The sequence below is a fragment of the Nostoc sp. LEGE 12447 genome (assembly GCF_015206985.1).
Classification (GTDB): Bacteria; Cyanobacteriota; Cyanobacteriia; order Cyanobacteriales; family Nostocaceae; genus Nostoc.
The window spans coordinates 1-21,332 of record NZ_JADEXT010000028.1; the positions used below are offsets into that span (position 1 = coordinate 1).

Annotated in this window: 14 protein-coding genes and 1 pseudogene; 12 read left to right on the forward strand and 3 right to left on the reverse strand. The window is 43.7% G+C overall.

Going from position 1 to position 21,332, the window contains the following annotated elements; all coding sequences use genetic code 11:
• Positions 1 to 768 precede the first annotated feature (768 nt).
• From aroF to IQ274_RS24130, 3 genes are all read left to right on the forward strand, one after another.
• Complete coding sequence (aroF, locus tag IQ274_RS24120) at positions 769 to 1,665, forward strand: 3-deoxy-7-phosphoheptulonate synthase (protein ID WP_322745311.1); 897 nt, start codon at positions 769 to 771, stop codon at positions 1,663 to 1,665.
• A gap of 478 nt (positions 1,666 to 2,143) precedes the next feature.
• Positions 2,144 to 3,559 carry an efflux RND transporter periplasmic adaptor subunit gene (locus tag IQ274_RS24125; protein WP_228058335.1) on the forward strand — a complete coding sequence of 472 codons (1,416 nt, stop codon included), beginning with the start codon at positions 2,144 to 2,146 and terminating at the stop codon, positions 3,557 to 3,559.
• A gap of 46 nt (positions 3,560 to 3,605) precedes the next feature.
• Complete coding sequence (locus IQ274_RS24130; RefSeq protein ID WP_194143673.1) at positions 3,606 to 6,983, forward strand: efflux RND transporter permease subunit; 3,378 nt, start codon at positions 3,606 to 3,608, stop codon at positions 6,981 to 6,983.
• A 51-nt stretch (positions 6,984 to 7,034) separates the two neighbouring features.
• On the opposite strand, the gene IQ274_RS24135 is transcribed toward IQ274_RS24130, so the two are convergent.
• Positions 7,035 to 7,493, reverse strand: a complete 459-nt coding sequence (locus tag IQ274_RS24135) for a hypothetical protein (RefSeq protein ID WP_194143674.1) — start codon at positions 7,491 to 7,493, stop codon at positions 7,035 to 7,037.
• 126 nt (positions 7,494 to 7,619) lie between these two features.
• Between IQ274_RS24135 and IQ274_RS24140 the strand changes: the two genes are divergently transcribed.
• The 5 genes from IQ274_RS24140 (at position 7,620) to IQ274_RS24160 (ending at position 11,673) form a co-directional block, all read left to right on the forward strand.
• Positions 7,620 to 8,243, forward strand: a complete 624-nt coding sequence (locus IQ274_RS24140) for a Uma2 family endonuclease (RefSeq protein WP_194143675.1) — start codon at positions 7,620 to 7,622, stop codon at positions 8,241 to 8,243.
• Positions 8,244 to 8,354: 111 nt separating this feature from the next.
• Positions 8,355 to 9,299 (forward strand): fatty acid desaturase family protein, encoded by a 945-nt coding sequence (locus tag IQ274_RS24145; protein WP_194143676.1) that lies wholly within the window; start codon positions 8,355 to 8,357, stop codon positions 9,297 to 9,299.
• A gap of 262 nt (positions 9,300 to 9,561) precedes the next feature.
• Positions 9,562 to 10,809: a bifunctional sterol desaturase/short chain dehydrogenase gene (locus IQ274_RS24150; protein ID WP_194143677.1), complete on the forward strand. Its 1,248-nt coding sequence runs from the start codon at positions 9,562 to 9,564 to the stop codon at positions 10,807 to 10,809.
• Between the two features lie 118 nt (positions 10,810 to 10,927).
• Positions 10,928 to 11,245 carry a hypothetical protein gene (locus IQ274_RS24155; protein ID WP_163928471.1) on the forward strand — a complete coding sequence of 106 codons (318 nt, stop codon included), beginning with the start codon at positions 10,928 to 10,930 and terminating at the stop codon, positions 11,243 to 11,245.
• A gap of 5 nt (positions 11,246 to 11,250) precedes the next feature.
• Positions 11,251 to 11,673 carry an HNH endonuclease gene (locus IQ274_RS24160; RefSeq protein ID WP_194143678.1) on the forward strand — a complete coding sequence of 141 codons (423 nt, stop codon included), beginning with the start codon at positions 11,251 to 11,253 and terminating at the stop codon, positions 11,671 to 11,673.
• On the opposite strand, the pseudogene IQ274_RS24165 reads toward IQ274_RS24160, so the two are convergent.
• Together IQ274_RS24165 and ahcY are read right to left on the reverse strand one after the other, a co-directional pair.
• Positions 11,670 to 11,885 (reverse strand): annotated as a pseudogene (locus IQ274_RS24165) (XisI protein); the annotation flags it as partial. The gene IQ274_RS24160 and the pseudogene IQ274_RS24165 sit on opposite strands and share 4 nt — an antisense overlap.
• A 251-nt stretch (positions 11,886 to 12,136) precedes the next feature.
• Positions 12,137 to 13,414 carry an adenosylhomocysteinase gene (ahcY, locus tag IQ274_RS24170; RefSeq protein ID WP_194143679.1) on the reverse strand — a complete coding sequence of 426 codons (1,278 nt, stop codon included), beginning with the start codon at positions 13,412 to 13,414 and terminating at the stop codon, positions 12,137 to 12,139.
• Positions 13,415 to 13,804: 390 nt separating this feature from the next.
• On the opposite strand from ahcY, the gene IQ274_RS24175 reads away from it, so the two are divergent.
• The 4 genes from IQ274_RS24175 (at position 13,805) to IQ274_RS24190 (ending at position 21,290) form a co-directional block, all read left to right on the forward strand.
• Entirely contained in the window at positions 13,805 to 15,478 is a 1,674-nt protein-coding gene (locus IQ274_RS24175; protein ID WP_416209848.1) for a mechanosensitive ion channel family protein, read from the forward strand.
• A 432-nt stretch (positions 15,479 to 15,910) separates the two neighbouring features.
• A complete protein-coding gene (locus tag IQ274_RS24180; protein WP_194143680.1) occupies positions 15,911 to 19,252 on the forward strand; it encodes an efflux RND transporter permease subunit in 3,342 nt (1,113 codons plus the stop codon).
• 252 nt (positions 19,253 to 19,504) lie between these two features.
• A complete protein-coding gene (locus IQ274_RS24185; RefSeq protein ID WP_194143681.1) occupies positions 19,505 to 19,942 on the forward strand; it encodes a DUF6918 family protein in 438 nt (145 codons plus the stop codon).
• Positions 19,943 to 20,378: 436 nt separating this feature from the next.
• Positions 20,379 to 21,290: a M23 family metallopeptidase gene (locus IQ274_RS24190; protein WP_194143682.1), complete on the forward strand. Its 912-nt coding sequence runs from the start codon at positions 20,379 to 20,381 to the stop codon at positions 21,288 to 21,290.
• Positions 21,291 to 21,332 lie beyond the last annotated feature (42 nt).

The window sequence follows — 21,332 nt, forward strand, 5'->3', positions numbered from 1 at the left end:
TACGGGTTTGAGGGCAGGGGGCAGGGGGCAGGGGAGCAGGGGGCAGGGGAGCAGGGGGACAAGGGGACAAGGGGACAAGGGGACAAGGGGACAAGGGGACAAGGGGACAAGGGGCAGGAGATAGTAACTCTTTGTATCTGGTTTTAAGTTCTGTATTTTGTACCCTACTTAAAAAGCAAACTGGTTTATATGTTTTTAGGAGTTACGCATTCACAGGAAAGACCAAATATAGATTATTTGAAAAACTACATCTGTCTTAGGGGCAATTGATATAGATGTCAAAGTGGCTTAAAGCAGGTTGTTTCCCTACAATGCGAGTCTTCACTCCTACAGTTGTACTGAGTCTATCGCTTTTTTGTGGTTTATTGGGGTCTTGACACTGCCTATTCTTCCTGTTAATGTTAGCTTAAATAGGTATATTTATTAAGTTTTCCAGCAAAAGCTCCGCAAATGCTTAAAACAAGTTCCTACTTTTATTTTTGGTCTAAGGTGGTTCACCGGGAGTGAATGTAGTTTCCTAATGGAAACCGCCCGGTGAACCGCAGAGCAAACTCTGCGGTTTTTGTTGTTTTAAGGAGAATTTCATCTTCATGACTTATTTAAGTAGCTGGTTTTATGGCTTTTACTTTTGGCCCAGATTAAATTCCGGGTAAGTAGCGTCATGTCGATGAATCAGAACGCGCCCGGAACTTTTCAAAGGTTCCGGGCTTTTTTGTTATCACTGGGGACTGGAAAACAACTCTTACCTTAATACCTAATACTCAATCCATAACTTTTCAGGAGAATGAAACCATGATTAATGCTAAACTTGCTGCACAATCTCATCCGAATCACCAGACAATCGTTAAAATCTCAGAAAAAGTCGCTTTCGGAGGCGAAGAACTGGTAATTATCGGCGGGCCCTGTACCGTTGAAAGCTTAGAACAAATGGAGATTGTCGCCCAAAAGCTATCTACTGCATCGATACAGGGGTTGCGTGGCGGTGTCTACAAACCTCGCACATCTCCCTACGCTTTCCAGGGTATGGGTGAGGAAGGATTGAGGATTTTGGCAAGGGTGCGATCGCATTACAATATGCCAGTTGTCACTGAGGTGATGTCAATTTCCCAAATTGAAGTAGTCGCCGCCCACGCTGATATGCTTCAAGTTGGTAGTCGTAATATGCAAAACTTCGACTTGCTCAAAGCTTTGGGACAAGCTGGTAAACCAATACTCCTCAAACGTGGTTTAGCAGCGACTATTGAAGAATTCGTCATGGCTGCTGAATATATTCTTAGCCACGGGAATCCTGATGTGGTGTTGTGCGAACGCGGTATCCGCAGCTTCGATGATTACACCCGCAATGTCCTAGATTTAGCAGCAGTGGCAGCACTCAAGCAAATAACTCATCTGCCTGTGATTGTAGATCCTTCCCATGCTGTTGGTAAACGGGAACTGGTAGCACCTGTGGCTAGGGCTGCGATCGCTTGCGGTGCAGATGGATTAATTATTGAATGTCACCCAGAACCAGAAAAATCTGTTTCTGATGCCCGTCAAGCACTCTCTTTAGAAGATATGGTGCGTTTAGTTCATAGTTTAAAGCCTGTGGCAACAGCCGTTGGGCGCAATATATCATCAAATGTCGGGGCGGGTTTATCACCTGCCCCGATTTTTTGTGCTGCTTGAATCTCAGTTGAGGGCGGGCGATCGCTTAAATGTCTAATTCCAAATATTTATTTTGGCTGAATGACAAACTGCAATCGCCTTCGTAAAATAAGTTTGTTGCTTAGTTACGCACAAGTTAGGGAATAACTTAGAGGCATTAGCGAGCGGTAGCGACGTTCGCGTAGCGTCTCGCAGAGAAGGAGCGTCAGCCGCTTGCCGCAGGCTACCGCAAAGGTGCAAAGGAATGAGAATTTGATAAATATTTTGCGTAAGTTCTCATATAAATAAAGTCACAAAAAAGTCACACAAGTTTAACAACAATTTATTTCCAAAAGGGGTAGGCTAAAACAGCAATTATTAGTACACTAATGTTTAGCTTGACTAACATTCTGCTTATCTAATTAGAATTAATCGCAACCAACCATTTTGCAAAAAAAAATGCGATGTCTAACGACAAGCTAGTACGTGTATGTGCTTCCCCTTTCCCCAAATTGTTAATATGCGCCGTTTAGTTTCTATTCAGACAATAAAGCCTCCGTCCTTGGCTGCTCAAACTATTCCTAGCTTTTATAACGTTATTCAAAGAGGACGATTTTCATTACTTGTATTAGGTCTAACTTACTTATGTGCTGCCTGTAATGCTTCCGAAGCCCAATCAAGTGGAAAAGAAGCAGGAAAAAAGCGAGCCGTGCCAGTGGTGGTTGCCATTGCGACTCAAAAAACTATTCCAGTACAGTTATCGGCTACGGGGACAGTTGAAGCATATTCTACGGTATCTGTCAAATCTCAAGTTGGTGGGCAACTGACTGGAGTCTATTTTCAGCAAGGACAGAACGTTAAGAAAGGAGACTTGTTATTTAAAATTGATTCTCGCCCTCTACAAGCCGCGCTGATGCAAGCTAATGCTGCTAAGGCTAAAGATTTGGCTCAGGTGAAACAGGCACAGGCTAATGTGCTAAAAGCGATCGCTCAAGTGAACCAGGCAAAAGCGAATGTCGTAAAGGATAAGTCCCAGGCAACAAATGCAAATGTGCAGGCTCAACGTTATGCTAGTTTGCTCAAGCAAGGGGCTATCAGTAAAGAACAGTCAGAACAGTATCAGACTACTGCTGCTGCTCAACAGGCAACAGTGCAAGCAGATCAAGAGGGAGTAGCAAATGCTCAGGCTGCGATCGCAGCAGCCCAAGCAGATGTACAAAATGCTCAGGCAGTGGTAGTGGCAGATGAAGCTGCGATCGATAATGCTAAAGTTCAGCTTTCCTATACTTCCATATACTCACCAATTGCTGGACGCACGGGTAGTCTGAAGCTAAATCAAGGCAACTTGGTAGAGGCGAATGCCACCGATCCGCTCATTACAATCAGTCAAATTCACCCGATTTACGTCAACTTTTCCATTGCCCAGCGATTGCTGCCAGATATCAAAAAATACAGTGCTAATAACGGTAAGTTAGAAGTCGATGCTTTACCTCCTAAAGATGCAGGGCGACCAGTCCGGGGCGAACTTACCTTTGTCGATAGTGGAGTCAATACCCAAACAGGCACAATTCAACTTAAGGGTACTTTTGCTAACGCTGACGATCGCCTGTTTCCGGGACAGTTTGTTAATGTAGTCCTCAAACTGAGCGAAGAACCAAATGCCATTACTGTTCCTTCTCAGGCGGTACAGAGTGGGCAAAAGGGACAATTTGTGTATATAATCAAACCCGACAAAACAGCAGAAATGCGGTCAATTACCGTCGGCGACACCGTTGAGAACGAAACGGTAATTAAGCAAGGCTTGAAACCGGGTGAACAAGTAGTTATTGATGGACAATTCAACCTAGTGCCTGGTGCCACAGTCCAAGTGAAACCGGAGGTAGGAAGCAGGGGAGCAGGGGAGCAGGGAGGCGGAAAGGCAGAGGGGCAGAGGTGATGGAAAACAATGACAAATGACCAATGACAAATGACTCATTATTAAGATGAACATTTCTGAGCTATTTATCCGGCGACCAATCATGACAACTCTGGTTATGGTTGGCATTTTGATATTTGGGCTGATCAGTTACCAACAGCTACCTGTTAGCGACTTACCCAATGTAGATTATCCAACACTCCAGGTAACAGCTAATCTGCCCGGAGCTAGTCCAGAAACGATGGCTGCCTCAGTCGCAACTCCTTTAGAGCAGCAGTTTTCGAGCATCGCGGGATTGAGTTCGATGAACTCTACCAGTTCTTTGGGTACTACACAACTGACGCTGCAATTTGACCTGAATCGGGATATTGACGGTGCAGCCCAAGATGTCCAGTCTGCGATCGCTAAGGGAGCAAAGCAGTTACCGACAAATATGCCTAATCCGCCATCTTACCGAAAGGTAAATCCGGCAGATCAGCCAGTCCTTTACATCTCCCTCAATTCGTCTATTCTGCCCCTCTCAACTGTAGATAAGTACGCTGAAACATTGCTGGCACAACGCCTGTCAATGGTGGATGGAGTGGCACAAGTGCAGGTGTTTGGTTCCCAAAAGTACGCAGTACGAATTCAGCTTGACCCGGAAGCGCTGAGTGTCAAAGGCATAGGAATTGATGAAGTAGCAACTGCGATCGCTAATGGAAATGTCAATCTGCCTACGGGGACACTTTACGGTAAGCAGCAAAATTCTACCATCCAAGCAAACGGTCAACTCAACGATGCGGCCAGCTATCGCTCCCTAAGTGTGGCTTATCAGAACGGCGCACCAGTGCAGCTAGGAGAACTAGGTCAAGTTCTGGACAGCGTGGAAAATGACAAGATTGCGAGTTGGTATTTTCCTGTCAAGAAAGAGAGTAAGGGAGCAGGGGAGCAGGGGAGCAGGGGAGCAGGGGAGCAGAGGAGCAGGGGAGCAGAGGAGCAGGGGAGTAGGGGAGCAGAGGAGCAGGGGAGTAGGGGAGCAGGGGAGAAATTCCCAATCCAAAATTCTGGTGTGCGGGCGATCGTTTTGGCAATTCAGCGCCAACCGGGAACTAATACTGTTCAAGTAGTGGATGCAATCAAGAAACTGTTACCTACCTTTCGGACACAGATTCCGGCGGCTGTGAACATGGATATTCTCTACGATCGCTCCCAATCAATTCGGGAGTCAGTGGATGATGTACAATTCACGCTGTTGCTCACCATCGCTCTGGTGGTGCTGGTAATCTTTCTATTTCTTCGCAATATCTCTGCTACTGTTATTCCCAGTTTGGCAGTACCGCTTTCGATAGTAGCGACTTTTGGAGTCATGGTACTACTGGGTTTCTCACTCGATAACCTATCACTGATGGCGTTGACCCTTTCAGTAGGTTTCGTGGTAGACGATGCCGTAGTCATGCTGGAGAATATTGTCCGCCACATGGAAATGGGCGAAAGCCGGATGGAAGCAGCCCTAAATGGTTCTAGAGAGATTGGTTTCACAATCTTATCTATGACCATCTCTCTGGTAGCAGTATTCATCCCGATCCTTTTCATGGAAGGCATTCTGGGGCGACTGTTTCGGGAGTTTGCCGTTACCATTAGCGTTGCAATTTTGGTATCTGGCGTAATTTCCCTCAGCTTGACACCAATGCTGTGTTCCAGATTTTTGAGTCCACCTCATCATGAGCAGGAGAGTGAGGGGGATGAGGAGCAGGAAAGCAGGGGAGCAGGGGAGCAGGGGAGCAGGGGAGATGAGGAGCAGGGGAGAGAGGGAGAAATTCTTAACTCCGAGTCCCCACCCCCTAGTCTCAAGTCCCGAATCAAAAACTTTAACCGTCGTCTCTACAACTTTTCGGAAAACGTTTTTAATGTGATATTGGGCGGATACGATTGGAGTTTGAGAAAATCACTCAAGTATCACCGCACAACAATGGTGATTTCGGGAGCGATTCTTGTAGCGACAGTGTATCTATTTATAATTGTGCCTAAAGGGTTTGTTCCCAACGCAGATGTTGGACAAATTACGGCAACAACTCAGGCATCAGAGGATATATCCTTTGATGAAATGGTAAAACATCAACAAGCTGTAGCTGCGATCGCTTATCGCGATCCTAATGTTGATTCCATCAACTCCAGTGTCGGAGCTGGTGGCCCAAATGCTTCCGCCAACGCGGGACGGCTTTTAATTGAACTCAAGCCCCGCCATGAGCGCCGTCTCAGTGCTGATGAAGTTGTCCAGGAACTCCGACCGAAATTGTCAGTTGTACCTGGAATTAAGGTTTTCTTGCAAAATCCCCCAGCTATTAATGTGGGTGGACAACAGACAAAAGCACAGTATCAATTTACTCTGCAAACTCCCAATATCCAGGAACTTTACCAGTACGCTCCAGCTTTAGAAGAGAAATTGCGATCGCTCTCAGATTTACAAGATGTTAACAGCGATTTGCAAATCAAGAATCCGCAAGTAAAAGTAGACATCAACCGCGACCACGCTTCAGCTCTAGGTTTGACCGCTAATCAAATCGAAACTGCTCTGAGTAATGCTTATGGTACTCGCCAAGTTTCTACCATCTACGCCCCCGATAGCCAATACCAAGTAATTATGGGCGTGGAACCAAAATATCAACAAAATGCCAACGCCTTAGATTTACTCTCAGTTCGTGCCCCTAGTGGACAACTTGTGCCTCTCAACGCCATAGCAACCTTGAGCAAAGATGTAGGTCCCTTAACTATCAACCACAAAGGGCAGCTTGCTTCTGTCACCTTCTCCTTTAACCTCAAGCCAGGGGTATCACTAGGTAACGTCACTGGGAAAATTGAGGAACTTGCCCGTCAAACACTCCCACCTACTATTAGTACAGGTTTCCAAGGTTCAGCGCAGGCATTCCAATCTTCGATTCAGGGTTTAGGATTGCTACTGCTAGTTGCCATCTTGGTGATTTATATCGTCTTGGGGATTCTCTACGAGAACTTCATTCACCCGCTAACTATCCTTTCTAGCTTACCTTCTGCTGGATTTGGGGCAATACTGACCCTGTTGCTGTTTCAAGTTGACTTGAATATTTACGCCTTCGTCGGCATCATTCTGCTAGTTGGCATTGTGAAGAAAAATGGGATTATGATGGTTGACTTTGCGATCGTTGCCCGTCACAACGGCAAAACCCCTTATGATGCTATCTATGAAGCCTGCTTGGTGAGATTCCGTCCAATTATGATGACGACAATGGCAGCACTCATGGGAACTTTACCAATTGCCCTCGGTTTAGGAGCCGGAGCAGATACACGTCGTCCCCTTGGTTTAGCAGTAGTTGGGGGGTTGGTGTTCTCGCAGTTCCTCACACTTTATTTAACACCCGTTTTCTACACCTACATGGAGTCTTGGCAAACCAAGATGAAAAAACGTAGTTGGCGCAAACAGCCAATTTGACACTCACCCGACTGAACAAATAACGCTTGGTTGATTTGTTCTTTTTAATCACTAACTCTTGACTCCCTTCATTTTAGAGGGGAGTTTTTTACATATCATATTTATTTTTGCTAGTTCACTTTGATTAACTTTCCCATAATTGCGATCGCAAATCCACAGCCTCCAAACATCAAAGAGCCGTAGTGTGGCACTTGAGATTGAAGGAAGTAGAATATTCCGTACAAGAGTTAGGTTAATTAGTATCAAAGGTGGATTCATCCAGTTCAAATACTCGTTGACGGAGATCAAAGGTGGATTCATCCAGTTCAAATACTCGTTGACGGAGATCAAAGGTGGATTCATCCAGTTCAAATACTCGTCAACGGAGATCAAAGGTGGATTCATCCAGTTCAAACACTCGTCAACGGAGATCAAAGGTGGATTCATCCAGTTCAAACACTCGTCAACGGAGATCAAAGGTGGATTCATCCAGTTCAAACACTCGTTAACGGAGATAAAAGGTGGATTCATCTAGTTCAAACACTCGTTGACGGAGTTCAAAGGCTTAACAAGCCTTAGAATTGCAATACGCTTAAAATAAGTTTTTTCTCCCCCTGCCTCCTTCACGCTCACAGTTTTGCTTAGAGGAATAAAGCCATGACTCAAGCCTTACGCAAACTAGTTACATTCGATGAATTTGTTGCTCAGTACCCAGACAACCCACAAAGACGTTATGAACTCCATGATGGAGTAATTGTTGAGATGGCACAACCAACAGGCGACCATGAAGAGGTTACAGGATTTTTAGCCACAAAAATCACTTTAGAATATAGTCGTTTAAATCTTCCTTATTTCATCCCAAAAACAGTATTCGTCAAACCACTTGAAAACGAATCAGCTTATTCACCAGATGTCCTTATCCTAAATCAGCCTAATTTAATAAATGAACCTCTATGGAAAAAAACATCTACTGTAAGCCAAGCTGTATCCATTCCTCTAGTGGTGGAGGTAGTGAGTACTAATTGGCGTGATGATTACCACAAAAAATATGCTGACTATGAACAAATGGGAATTCCTGAATACTGGATTGTGGACTATGCCGCCTTGGGTGGTCGGGAATTTATTGGCAAACCAAAACAACCTACTATTTTGGTTTGCTGTTTAGAAGAAGGTGAGTATCTAATTAATAAATTTCGAGGTAATGACCGTATCCAATCACCAACTTTCCCAGAGTTGAATTTAACCGCAGAACAAATTTTTCGCGCTGGTATAGTCAGCTAAATTCACAGTGTCTATTAAAATTAGATCGGAATTCAGGAGTCAAGAGTCAGAATTGAGAAGTTAGAAGGCAACCCACCCACAACTATTCACGCCGACCTACTTAAAAAAATTATGTCTGACGCAATTATTCAATCTGAATTATTGGATAACAAAGCTGATAAAGAGCAAAACTTCTGTCAGATTCTCAGTGTACAGGAGTTAAGTGTTCTAAACGATCGCTCCAACTCCAAAGGGCTAATTCAACTGGCTTTGCACCTCACAGTCATGATTTGCAGTGGCTACCTGTGGGGAACAAACTTTGGCAATTGGTCACTGGCTATACCAGCACTGGTAATCTATGGCTTCAGTCTGGCTTCCATGTTTGCACCGATGCACGAATGCGTTCACAGAACGGCTTTCGCTAACAATCGATTAAATGATGCTGTAGCTTGGTTTTCCGGCTTGCTCTCATTTTACAACAGCACATTCTTTCGTCGTTATCATAAATGGCATCATCGCTACACTCGCGTTCCTGACAAAGATCCCGAACTAACCGATCTCAAACCGAGTAATCTGGGTAAATACTTGTTGATAATTAGCGGTTTCCCGTGGTGGCGGGGTAAATTGAGCGGGCATTTTCAGGTGGCGACTGGTCAATTTGACGATTTTCCATTTGTGCCAGAAGCCGCACGAGCCGAAGTTATTCGCTCTACTCGATGGCAATTAGGTGTTTATATAAGTGCGATCGCAATCTCAATTCTATTTGGTCAGCCTTGGTTTTTCCTGTATTGGCTGCTACCCCTGCTTATCGGTCAGCCGATTCTCCGTTTCATTCTGCTAGCAGAACATACAGGTTGCACTCTTGACGCTAATCTGCTCACAAATACGCGCACAACCTTAACCCTTTGGCCTGTCCGATTTTTCATGTGGAATATGCCATTTCATGCGGAACATCATTTGTACGCATCAATTCCCTTTCACGCTCTACCAGAAGCACATCAGCAATTGAGCCAACACTTTACCCACATTGAACCTGGCTATGTGAAAGTCAACTGGGATATCATAACTAATTCGTAATGGGCTACGCCCCGCTTCGCTAACGTAATTCGTAATTGGGCATTACTTACTTCTCTTTGTCGCCCATTTCCCATTTCCCATTTCCCATTTCCCATTCCCCACTCCCCATTCCCCATTCCCCATTTCCCATTCCCCATTCCCCATTCCCCACTCCCCATTTCCCATTCCCCATTCCCTTTGATTTTAATTTGCTCTAGACTCGACCTTAACGCACCTTTGTCAGATCATGAAGAATGATTAATAAAAACGAGTATAGACAAATATGATAAAAATGCTAGCTGAAAACTTGATGGGAATTGAGGCAAGATTACAAATTAATTGGGTTTGGCTAAATGCCGGCTTAGAGTTTGCTAGTTGGGGACTTTTTTCACTTTTGCTTGCTGAGGTCTTGAGAGACACCTACCATGCTTTGTGTCACCAAGTCAATTGGCTTGCTAAATGGCACAACAAGCACCATAGCGCCTATCGCCGCGATTTATCGATAGTTTCCATGAAAATTTACCAAGAATCGCAACTCTATCACGACATTTTAGAATCGAGTCTACTGCTGGTGGTGTTGGTAGCCGTTGCCTTAATTGTCCAACAATTGGGGTTATGGCTGGGAGTAGCTTATGGTTCCACCTTCTTGTATGGTGCATCTGTGCGGTATTTCCAGGGAAAAATTGATACAGACTACAACCACTTACCCGGCCCTTTAGAGACAATTCCATCCATTTGGTGGGTGAATCGGTCTTACCATTGGCGGCATCATTTTGATGATGTCAACGCTTACTACAGTGGTGTCTTTCCTTTAGTTGATAAAATCCTGGGCACAGGACTGTCTCTCAAGGGGAAAACCATCGCTTTAACCGGAGCATCAGGAGCGTTAGGGCAAGCATTGGCAGCTGAACTTGTAAAGAACAATGCTAAAGTCGTGGCATTAACCACTAATCCAGAAAAATTAGTAGAGCAAGTTGGGGTGAAAGTGGTTCCTTGGCAGTTGGGTAATGAAGCCGAACTGAGGAATAGTTTAGAGAAAGTAGATATTTTAATTATCAACCACGGAATCAATGTCTACGCCAGCCGCACATCAGAGGCTATCAACTCTTCTTATGAGGTGAATACCTTTTCAGCATTGCGGTTGATGGATATATTTTCGACAACTGTAACCGGGCCACAAGCAAAAGCAACCAAGGAAATCTGGGTAAACACTTCTGAGGCTGAGGTTTCTCCAGCACTGAGTCCGCTTTATGAACTCAGCAAGCGATCGCTAGGTGATATTGTTACCCTAAAGCGTTTAGATGGGGATTGTGTAATTCGCAAGTTAATTCTTGGCCCGTTCAAGAGTCAACTTAATCCCTATGGTGTTATGTCTGCACAGCAAGTTGCTCGTGCCATCTTATTTTTCGCGCGGCGAGACTTCCGAAATATTATTGTGGCAATAAATCCTCTTACCTATCTGCTGTTTCCCTTAAAAGAAACTAGTACGTCACTATACTATCGACTTTTTAGCCGAACAGCGAAAAGTTAACAGGACTTACGCAAACAATAGCCGAAACCCTTATTTTCAGGTAGGGGCAATTCATGAATTGCCCCCTGAGCGCGTGTAGTTTAGCTATACTAAAAATTAAGGAATTATTATAAAACTTATGACTAACCAAACAAATGCTCCTCCTGCTGTTGATTATGCGCCTCTGGAATTACAAGGTGAATTAATTTCTATGCAAGAATTAACGATTGAGGAATTATTAATTATTGGTCAAAGTCAAATCCCAGAAAGTCAACAAGAACTACATTTACAACTGCTAGAAAAAAATCAAAATAATCAATTAAGTGAATCAGATAGATTATTGTTGCGATCGCTCCGAGTAAGCGCTGATTATTTAATGTTGAAAAAAGCATACTCTTATGAGCTTTTAAAGTGGAAAGGTTATTCTCTTCCAAACTTTGAGCAATTAATAAATTAATTCCAGTGTCATCTATATCTAAATCTATTCGTCAACAAGTTGTTAATGAGTCTGATTACAGGTGTGAATATTGCCGCACATCTAGTCGTTTAATAGGTATGCCTTTAGTTATGGATCATATTTTGCCCAGTTCATTGGGGGGAAATGATGAACGAGAAAATCTAGCTGCTTGTTGTTATCGCTGTAATGAATTTAAAGGAGCAAAAATAACAGCTAATGATCCTGTAAGTAATGAATCTGTGTTTTTGTTTAATCCTCGTCAACAAAGATGGTTAGACCATTTTCAATGGGCAAATGGTGGTACTCATATTATTGGAATAACTGCTACTGGAAGAGCAACGGTTTTAGCTTTAAGATTAAACAATGAAGATATTGTACAAGCTAGGGCAATTTGGATTAGCTTAAGTTGGCATCCTCCTAAAATTTAAACAGATTCAAAACCAGTAAACTGCCCGACAGAAGGCGATCTAAAACCCAAAACAATATCTGTTTTTGGCACTCCTAACTCTACTAATTCATTAGCTATCTCTTCTTCAGTCAAATCACGCTGAATACAGATTTTGCCATCTTTAATATCTACATGAACAACACAACCATAAGCCCATTTCTCATCTTCCCATCCTACATAAACTACTAGTAAATTTTTACTTTTTCTATATTTTAATACTACTTATACTGAGTTATAAAAGTGCAAAATTTCCTCTTTCAGGTTTTCTGCATCTCTGCATGAGAAATATAAAATGGGTGTTGCTGAATTAGCATAAGAAATTGGTAAATTCAAAATCTGATAATACAGCGTGGCGTTAACCATAACTTTGCGTCTTCGCGCGAAACACAAAAAAAGGGATAAGCTTTTGGGCTTATCCCTAAAAAAATCAATTAATCAATGTATCAAGTTCCACTTGTCCAAGAATTGATGTACTCAATTTGATCAGCTGTTAGGCTATCAATCGTGATCCCAATAGCTTGCAACTTCAAACGAGCAATTTCTTGATCGACTTCAACAGGAATTGAGTGCAAACCAGGGGCTAACTTACCCTTATTCTTCACCAGGAATTCACAAGCCAAAGCTTGGTTTGCAAAACTCATATCCATTACCGCGCTGGGGTGTCCTTCAGCCGCAGCTAGGTTAATCAAGCGTCCTTGTCCGAGAACGACAACTGATTTACCATTTTTTAACTTGTACTCTTCGGTGAAAGGACGAACTTCCTTGATTTCCTTAGCTTGTGCAGCCAAGTATTTCAAATCAAGTTCCAAGTCAAAGTGACCGGAGTTACAAACGATCGCACCGTCTTTCATCACATCGAAGTGTTCACCGCGAACGACGTGCTTGTTACCAGTCACAGTGATAAAAATATCACCTTGGGGTGCAGCTTCAGCCATTGGCAGGACACGGAAGCCATCCATTACGGCTTCAATTGCCTTGATGGGGTCAATTTCGGTGACGATGACGTTAGCACCCATCCCACGGGCGCGGAGGGCTGTACCTTTACCACACCAGCCATAACCGACGACAACAATGTTTTTACCAGCCAACAAAATATTTGTGGCGCGGATAATGCCATCTAGGGTTGATTGCCCAGTACCATAGCGATTATCAAAGAAGTGCTTGGTGTCAGCATCGTTGACGTTGACGGCGGGGAAGGTGAGAACGCCTTCTCTAAACATGGCGCGTAACCGCACGATACCGGTGGTGGTTTCTTCGGTGCTACCAATCAAATCAGCAATTTGGTGTTGGCGTTGTTGTACCAAAGTTGCAACCACGTCGCTACCGTCATCAACAATGATGTTGGGGCGATGATCTAAAGCTATTTGGACGTGGCGGTTATAAGTTGCGTTATCTTCGCCTTTTTGAGCAAAGACAGGAATTTCGTGATCGACGACGAGACTAGCTGCTACGTCATCTTGCGTTGATAAAGGATTGCTAGCAATTAAAAGCGCGTCTGCACCACCGGCTTTCAGTGCGATCGCCAAATGTGCTGTTTCTGTTGTAATGTGGGCGCAAGCTACAAGGCGTAAACCAGTGAAGGGTTTCTCAATAGCAAAGCGATCACGAATTTGCTTCAAAACTGGCATTTCGCGTCCAGCCCATTCAATGCGCTGTCTACCCAAGGCAGCTAGGCCGAGGTCTTTAACCTCGTGCTTTAATCGGGGAGAAGTTGCGGTCATCAAAAGTTACCTCAAAAAATTAAAAAAGTTACGTAAATTTTACGCACTCTACTAGGTTATTGTACAACTTGCGATTTTTGCTTGAAATAAAGCAAATCACTAGTCAATAGTCTTCAGAACTAGCTTGACGTTTGATAACCCTAATGTCAACTTTATCCCCAGGTTCTTTCTTTTTGTTTTATCTTTGGTAAGAGTAAGACTCTTCTAAGCTTTGCTTGCTGATTCTAAGTACACTGTCATCTATCTAAAGATAGAGGGCAAACAAAAAACATCGAAATTTTATTATCTAAAGAGAAAATATCGACTTTAGATAAGTACATTTACTCAATGTAATTGCGGAGGATGGTTATAGAAGTAGTCAATAGTCAATTTTTTCAAGGAGGTGTTTGAGTGCGTTTTCAATTTTTGGCGTTGGCTTTGCCCGCCGTAGGCATCGCTAGTTCAATGGCCATAGCCTTTGTACCTATAGCAAAAGCCACAGCCCAGATTCCATTTTTACCTCAATTACAAGCTCCCAGTAGTGTCAGTAGTGATTCAAACGATCGGCTTGTCACAGGCTGGATTTATTTAGATGGTCGACGGTTATTTCAGATCGCAGCATCAAAAGCCAACTTTCCTGAGCGTTCAGAAGATATCCAAAAGAAGTTGGAGAAAATTAGCCAAAATTACATTCAGTCACCAGCAAAAACAGCAGTCAAGGTAGAAGTTCGCAAAGTAAACGACTTACCAGTAATTTATGTCAACGATCAATACCTGATGACGATCACTTCTGAGGATGCTGGATTGCGAGAGGTCGATATATCGACATCGGCAAATCAAATCGCGGAATCGTTACAAGAAGACTTGCAACAAGCAAAGCAAGAAAGACAAACTCAATTTTTAATCAACCAAGGTAAAATTGCTGCGGGTACAGGACTAGCAATGATTATCATGAGTTGGGGGATATATAGTTGGCAGCGCCGTTCCAAAAAAGATTCAGTACAACCCATTGCCTCTCAACCTCTTAGATGGCCCCTAAACGCCCCAATTTCACCAGCAGCAGCCCAACCAATTACAACACAACTAAATCAACAGCAACATCGGCATATCCAAGAAGTCAAAAGACGATTGTTTCAGCTAACTCAAGCTGGAATTTGGGGTGGTGGAAGTTTCTTTATCTTGGGTCTATTTCCCTACACACGACCATTTCAGCTAGGGATTCTCACAGCTGCCCAATTTCCTTTGCGATTAGGTGTTGTTTTCCTGGTAACTTACGTAGCGATTCGTCTCATCTACGCCCTTATTGACCGCTTCACCACCACTCTAATTAGCAGTGGTGCTTTATTGACTCCAGAAAGTTCTGAACGGCTGCAACTGCGAGTTTCCACATTTTCTGGCGTGACTAAAAGCATCGCTACTGGTATCTGCGTAGGAGTAGGCTTTTTGCTAGCGCTGGTGTCATTGGGGATAGATATCGTTCCCTTGCTAGCGGGTGCGAGTTTGGTTGGTGTTGCCGTGTCTCTGGCCTCGCAAAACCTAATTAAAGATGCGATTAATGGTTTCCTGATTATCTTAGAAGACCAGTATGCTTTAGGGGATGTGATTAATGTGGGAAACGTAGGGGGCTTAGTAGAAAATCTGAATCTGCGGATGACCCAACTGCGGGATTCTGAAGGGCGCTTGATCACGATTCCCAATAGTGAAATTAAAATTGTTGCCAATCTTTCCAGTCGTTGGTCACGAGCCGATTTAACGGTTCCCATTGCCTACCAAGCCGATACAGAACACGCTTTGAAGTTGATTGAAACAGTTGCTTTCGAGATGAATCAAGAAATGCAATGGCAGCGTCAAATTTTGGAACCGCCGCAAGTTTTAGGAATAGATCAATTTGGCGATCGCGGTTTGATTATTCGTGTATGGTTTAAAACACAGCCCCTGAAGCAATGGGATGTAGCACGGGAGTTCCGCCGCCGCCTGAAAGTCGCCCTAGACAAAGCGGGAATCTCTATTTCTGTACCTCAACAAGCGATTTGGGTCAATGACGATCAGTTGTTAAATTCTCAAGGTAATGGCAAATCTCATTAGAAATTTGGCTTCATTACTGCATTTTTCAGTTGATTAGACTAAATTCTGGTCTATTTCCCCTTTTAAAGGGGCTATAGTGTACACACAAGTCCGGGACTTACGCAAACAATCGCTGAAAAGAAAGATTTTCTTCTTAGGGCAATTCATGTAGACGCAGAGCGGTGAGCCAGTCCGGTGGACGGCTTCCCCGGCATAAAGGAACTGGCGTTAGCGTAAGTCTTCCCGTAGGGTATTGCCCCCTGAGCGTATCTAGTTTGGCGTAAGTCCCAAAGTTGAAAAAAGCTTGATTTCCCCTTGAGTCAGCAGCCCAGACCTATGTATTCCCATACGGAGTATGGGAAGGAGAAAATATTTAACATGAAACCTTAATAAATTCTTATATTAATAAAAAGCCACTCTGTCCGTAACCAGAATTAAACTGTTCCTGGATTTATGTTTGTCAACACCTTTATCAAACGTCCAGTTTTAACTACAGTCTGTACGTTTATCATCTTGCTGCTGGGAAGCATTTGTATTCCCATCCTGCCAATTTCTCAGCTACCGGATCTCGCCCCGGTGCAAATCACCGTTAGCTCTAACAATATTGGTGCGGATGCTCAAACAACAGAAAGCAGTGTCACCAACATTATCGAGCGACAAATTAATGGTGTTAAAGATGTATCTTACATATCTTCTAACACGGGTAATGATGGTTCTAGCAATATAACTGTCTCCTTCCCAACTAATGTTAATAGCGATATTGCTCAAGTAAACGTTCAAAATAAAGAAGCACTTGCTTCACCTCAATTACCAGATACTGTTCAAAGAACAGGTGTCACAGTTGAAACGGCATCAAGCAGTCTCCTTCTGGTTTATGGGTTTTACTCAGAAAATAATGAGTATGACAACATTTTTATCAGTAATTATGTCGATCTTTATATTCTCGATCAAATCAAACGACTTCCTGGTGTAGGAAGTGCCAGGGTTTTTGGGGAACGCAAATATGCCATGCGTCTTTGGCTCGATCCCAACAAGCTTGCCCAACATCAACTAACTCCTCAAGATGTGACAACTGCCCTGCAACAACAAAATATTCAAGTGGGTGCAGGGGCGATTGGTAAGGAACCAGCACCAGATAATCAAAGCTTTGAATTTGCTTTACGGGCAACCAGTCGATTTAAAGATGCGGCTGAATTTGAGGATATGGTGCTGAAGGTGAGTCAAGGTGGCACTAATAGTACTACCAATAGCACTACCAATGGCACTACCAATGGCACTACGAATAGCACCCTAGTTAAAGTCAGAGATGTCGGTCGAGTTGAACTAGGAGCAGAAAACTATCTTGCTGATGCCAAATTTACAATCCCAGGAAATGCTCCCAAGGCAGCCGTGGGTTTGGGGATATATCAACTTCCGGGTAGTAATGCCTTAGATGTTGCTCATGCTGTTGAAGAGCAGATCGTAGCGTTGGAGAAGAGTTTTCCACCTGGACTAAAAGCACAGTTGGCATTTGATACCACGCCATTTGTGGAAATTTCTTTAGAAGAAGTTCTGCACACTTTGGTTGAGGCGATTATCCTGGTGGTCTTGGTAATTTTCGTCTTTCTGCAAGATTGGCGTACCACGATCATTCCCACTGTGGCGATCCCCGTTTCCCTGATTGGGACATGCGCGGCTCTGTTGGTTTTAGGATTTCAGATTAATACACTGACCTTATTTGGTTTCGTGCTAGCGATCGGGATCGTTGTTGATGATGCGATTATTGTAGTGGAGGCAGTTGCAGTCAAACTGGAGCAGGGCATGAGGCCCTTTGAGGCGGCTGTCGAAGCTATGAAAGAGTTGACTGGGGCAATCATTGCCACTTCACTTGTACTCATGGCGGTATTCATTCCCGTTGCATTCATTCCAGGTACTACAGGGATTGTCTACAAACAATTTGCGTTAACCGTTGCTTGTTCCATTGCCATTTCCACCTTCAATGCTTTAACATTCTCTCCAAGTATGGCAGCCATCCTCATGCGCCCTGCTCAGACTGCACGGGGCCCTTTGGGTTGGTTCTTTACGCAATTTAATCGGGGATTTTCTTGGTTTACACGGCGATATGTCGGGTTTGTTAGCTACCTTACCCATGTCAAGCCGATTGTAGTTGGGGTTTTCATCACTGGTTTAGTCGCAACGGTTTTAATGTACAGAGCAGTTCCTACCGGGTTTATTCCAGAGGAAGATCAGGGTTACTTCTTTGTAATTGTCCAAGGACCAGATGGGGTTTCTTTGAAGTACACCGAATCTGTTATGGATCGGGTTGTCAAAGAAGTAACATCGGCTCCCGAAGTTAGAGCTAGTTTTATGATCAGTGGCTTTGGTTTCGATGGTAATGCTTCTAATTTGGGTATTGCCTTTGCTAATCTGAAACCCTGGAAAGAGAGAGCTGAAGAATCTCAATCTGTTTATGGCATACTTCAGAGGCTGAACAAAAAGCTCTCAGCAATTACAGAAGCTAGAGCGATCGCAGTGAATGCTCCTCCGGTTAGAGGGTTAAGTAGTACAGGTGGTTTTGAGTTTATCATTCAAGACCGAACAGGAAGTGCGCCGATTGAAACCCTAGTTGAGACTGCTAAAAAATTTATTGCAGCCGCAAATAAAAAGCCTGTTTTACAACGAGTTTTCACTCAGTTCACCGCAGACACTCCCCAATTTGACATTCAGGTAAACCGCAACCAAGCCAAAGCTCTCAATGTAGAAATTAACGACATCTTTGGAGCGTTGCAAACTTACTTGGGGTCGCAATATGTAAATAACTTTGTCCAAGGACAGCGACAGTATCGAGTATACGTCCAAGCAGATGGGGTTTTTCGCTCTAATCCAGATGATATCGGTAAACTCTATGTTCGCTCTGCAAACGGGGCGATGATTCCGTTGAGCAGTTTGGTGAAAGTTACTCCCTTTGTAGGGCCAAAAACCGTCTCCCATTACAACTTGTACAGGTCAATCAAAGTCCAGGGCGCTCCTGCTCCCGGTTCTAGTTCTGGAGAGGCGATAAAAGCGATGGAGCAAGTAGCAGCAGAGGTCTTACCTCAAGGATTTGGTTATGAGTGGACAGGGACTTATCTCCAAGAGAAGACATCAGGGGGAGCTACGGGCTTGATTTTTGCTTTAGCGATCGTTATTGTCTTTCTGGTGTTGGCAGCTCAGTATGAAAGCTATGTTGACCCAATCATTATTTTGCTGACAGTTCCCCTAGCAGTTTTGGGAGCGATGACGGCAATTTGGCTACGTTCCAATATTTTCATGGCAGGTAGTCTCTTCCCCAAAGTAGTGGATGATATCTATTGTCAAGTGGGTCTAGTAACTTTGATTGGTCTAGCTGCAAAAAACGCGATTTTAGTCGTAGAATTTGCCAATCAGCTGCATGAGCAAGGTATGAGCTACACACGCGCGGCGGTGAAAGCGGGACAAGAACGTCTGCGACCCATCTTAATGACTTCTTTTGCAGCGCTGTTAGGATTTTTGCCCTTGGTGATCTCTCAAGGGGCTGGAGCCAGTAGCCGTTGGTCTTTAGGAACAGCGCTCTTTGGAGGGTTGCTGCTTTCCACGTTCTTGAGTTTGTTCTTGGTGCCAATTTTGTATATCTTAGTCAAGACACTAGCTCAGTCCATATTTTCTCGGAAGCGATCGGGTGGCTCAAAACCTCCAGATTCTCCTAATGGTGCTTCGGGATCTGGACATAAGGCTTTACCTGCTGGCTCAAGTCAGCCAGAGACACAACTCAGGTCTCAGCAGGACGGGATAACCTAATTTTTACCATCCTGTCTTTTTTCTGGCAACTCTACCGTGTAAACGCAAGGCTTGCTCTAATTCCCTCCTTTTTAAGGAGGGTTAGAGAGAATCAAGCCTTAACTCAAGCGTATTGCACTATGGACGAAGCCTTCAGTAGTGAGAAAGTGATGTTCATAACATCCTCTAACTCTGATACCATTTTCTGTAATTTCCTGCTTGCTAAAAAAGTTAGTCGAATAGAAATTAAGTACTGAGATAAGGAAAAGTGAAATGGGACTTAGCGAAGGACTTTTGAACCCGACCAAAAAAGCGATGGTCGTAGATGAATGTTGCAACATGATAGAAGTACAGCTTGCATCCAAGTCAGGTATGAGCGGCATCGCTTTGAAAACTGCCTTTGCTGCTCTCAAAGGAGTCAAGCCAGGGTATATCCCCTACGTAGTTGAGCAGATCCTGCCGCAGTGCCTCACCGCACTTGATCCCATCTGGAGCGAAGGTGTACAGAAAGGCGATCCAATTGGACACCTGAGTGCAAACCGCTCTCATACAGCAGACGCGCTACTGGGTGTAACTGATGCTAGAGTCAAGAATGCCAAGCGCCAAATTGTGCGAGGAACCTATGAAAAACTTCGCGGTTCAGCCAAAAAGCACGTAGAAGAAGCTATTCCAGACTTAGCCAAAGTAATCGATAATTACACTAAGGTTTGAGGCATAAGGTAGATCGCGCAGCGTGTCGCAGATAAGGCAGGAGCAGTATTACTTATAGGATTCGACCCCTCCTAAATTGAAGCCACTGAACTCTCGTAAGAAAGCAGAAAGCTGACAACATTGGGGGTCTGAAACCCAAGACTCTAGCAATTGATAAACGTATGCCGCCGTTCGATGCGTCGATAATTGGCATACGGAGCAGATATTAGACATCTTCGAAAATAAATGTAGAGACTTAGCAGTGCTAAGTCTCTACAAGGGTTCTGGATAAAACATATTTGATTTCTGGAGATGTTTATGTACTTCTAGCACGAAAGTATCTGGCTAAAGTCTTAAAAATAACATATCTGCTAAACTTCCTGATATTTTCCGAGTTAGCTTGAAACAGCAAATAATCAGAAACTATCTGAATTATTGTTTTAATAGGCTTGCAATTATGAAAAAACTTACCGTTTTTCGATACCGCACTTATGGACTAATTGGTTTAATATCCTTAACCGCCGTATTCAGTACAACTAGATCTGCCCTAACACAGTTAGCAAGCGATTCCCAAATTGGGCAAACTCCTATCCCCGCTTCTAACTTAATCTGGCCAACTCAAGGGTTTATTTCTCAAGGCTTTCGCAAATATCAACATGAAGGAATTGATATTGCAGGGGCATCTGGAACCCCAGTTGTTGCTGCTGCATCGGGTACTGTTGTAAAAGCAGGTTGGGATAATTGGGGGTTAGGCAATGCCATAACTATTAAACATCTTGACGGTAGCACTACTGTTTATGGTCATAATCGCCGTTTGCTGGTAAGCAAGGATCAACAGGTCATTCAAGGTCAAATTATTGCTGAGATGGGATCTACAGGCAATAGTACAGCACCTCATCTCCATTTTGAAGTTCATCCAAATGGTCGAATAGCAGTTGATCCCCTTCGTCTATTGACATCTTTAACTGCAAGTGTTTCCCCTGCTTCTAAAATTCAGCAAGTGGATAACCCGAACCGCCCAGCCTCGACACCCCCCGTAGCAAAGCAAGTTTCACCTTCATTGCCTCCAATGGGTTTTGCACCTATAAGCAGTGATACTAATTGCAATGGAGTTACCATTATTGATGGTGAAACTGCAAATATTCGTGTCAAAGTCTGTGAAGAAAATGGGCAGTTATTTTATATTGGGCAGTTGAAGCAAGACCCAAGCAAGCCTATAAAAATACCAGCTTTGAATATTGGTAAAGGCAGATATCGAGCAGATAATGGTAGTTTTTATTATTTAGTCAGCCCTGAAAGAGTGGAAGTTTGGCGAAATGGCACCCAAATGCGTTCTGACAAATTTTATACTTTAACAAAATCACCATAAAGTTAGTATTCAATGTTTGACTATGGCTTGAGTTGATTAATT

Excerpts from the sequence above, each read along its gene's own strand:
- IQ274_RS24130 (WP_194143673.1), top strand. The coding sequence starts at position 3,606 with ATGAACATTTCTGAGCTATTTATCCGGCGACCAATCATGACAACTCTG.
- IQ274_RS24145 (WP_194143676.1), top strand. The coding sequence starts at position 8,355 with ATGTCTGACGCAATTATTCAATCTGAATTATTGGATAACAAAGCTGAT.
- IQ274_RS24135 (WP_194143674.1), bottom strand. The coding sequence starts at position 7,493 with ATGAATCCACCTTTTATCTCCGTTAACGAGTGTTTGAACTGGATGAAT.
- IQ274_RS24155 (WP_163928471.1), top strand. The coding sequence starts at position 10,928 with ATGACTAACCAAACAAATGCTCCTCCTGCTGTTGATTATGCGCCTCTG.
- IQ274_RS24150 (WP_194143677.1), top strand. The coding sequence starts at position 9,562 with ATGATAAAAATGCTAGCTGAAAACTTGATGGGAATTGAGGCAAGATTA.
- IQ274_RS24185 (WP_194143681.1), top strand. The coding sequence starts at position 19,505 with ATGGGACTTAGCGAAGGACTTTTGAACCCGACCAAAAAAGCGATGGTC.
- IQ274_RS24180 (WP_194143680.1), top strand. The coding sequence starts at position 15,911 with ATGTTTGTCAACACCTTTATCAAACGTCCAGTTTTAACTACAGTCTGT.
- ahcY (WP_194143679.1), bottom strand. The coding sequence starts at position 13,414 with ATGACCGCAACTTCTCCCCGATTAAAGCACGAGGTTAAAGACCTCGGC.
- IQ274_RS24125 (WP_228058335.1), top strand. The coding sequence starts at position 2,144 with ATGCGCCGTTTAGTTTCTATTCAGACAATAAAGCCTCCGTCCTTGGCT.
- IQ274_RS24190 (WP_194143682.1), top strand. The coding sequence starts at position 20,379 with ATGAAAAAACTTACCGTTTTTCGATACCGCACTTATGGACTAATTGGT.
- IQ274_RS24140 (WP_194143675.1), top strand. The coding sequence starts at position 7,620 with ATGACTCAAGCCTTACGCAAACTAGTTACATTCGATGAATTTGTTGCT.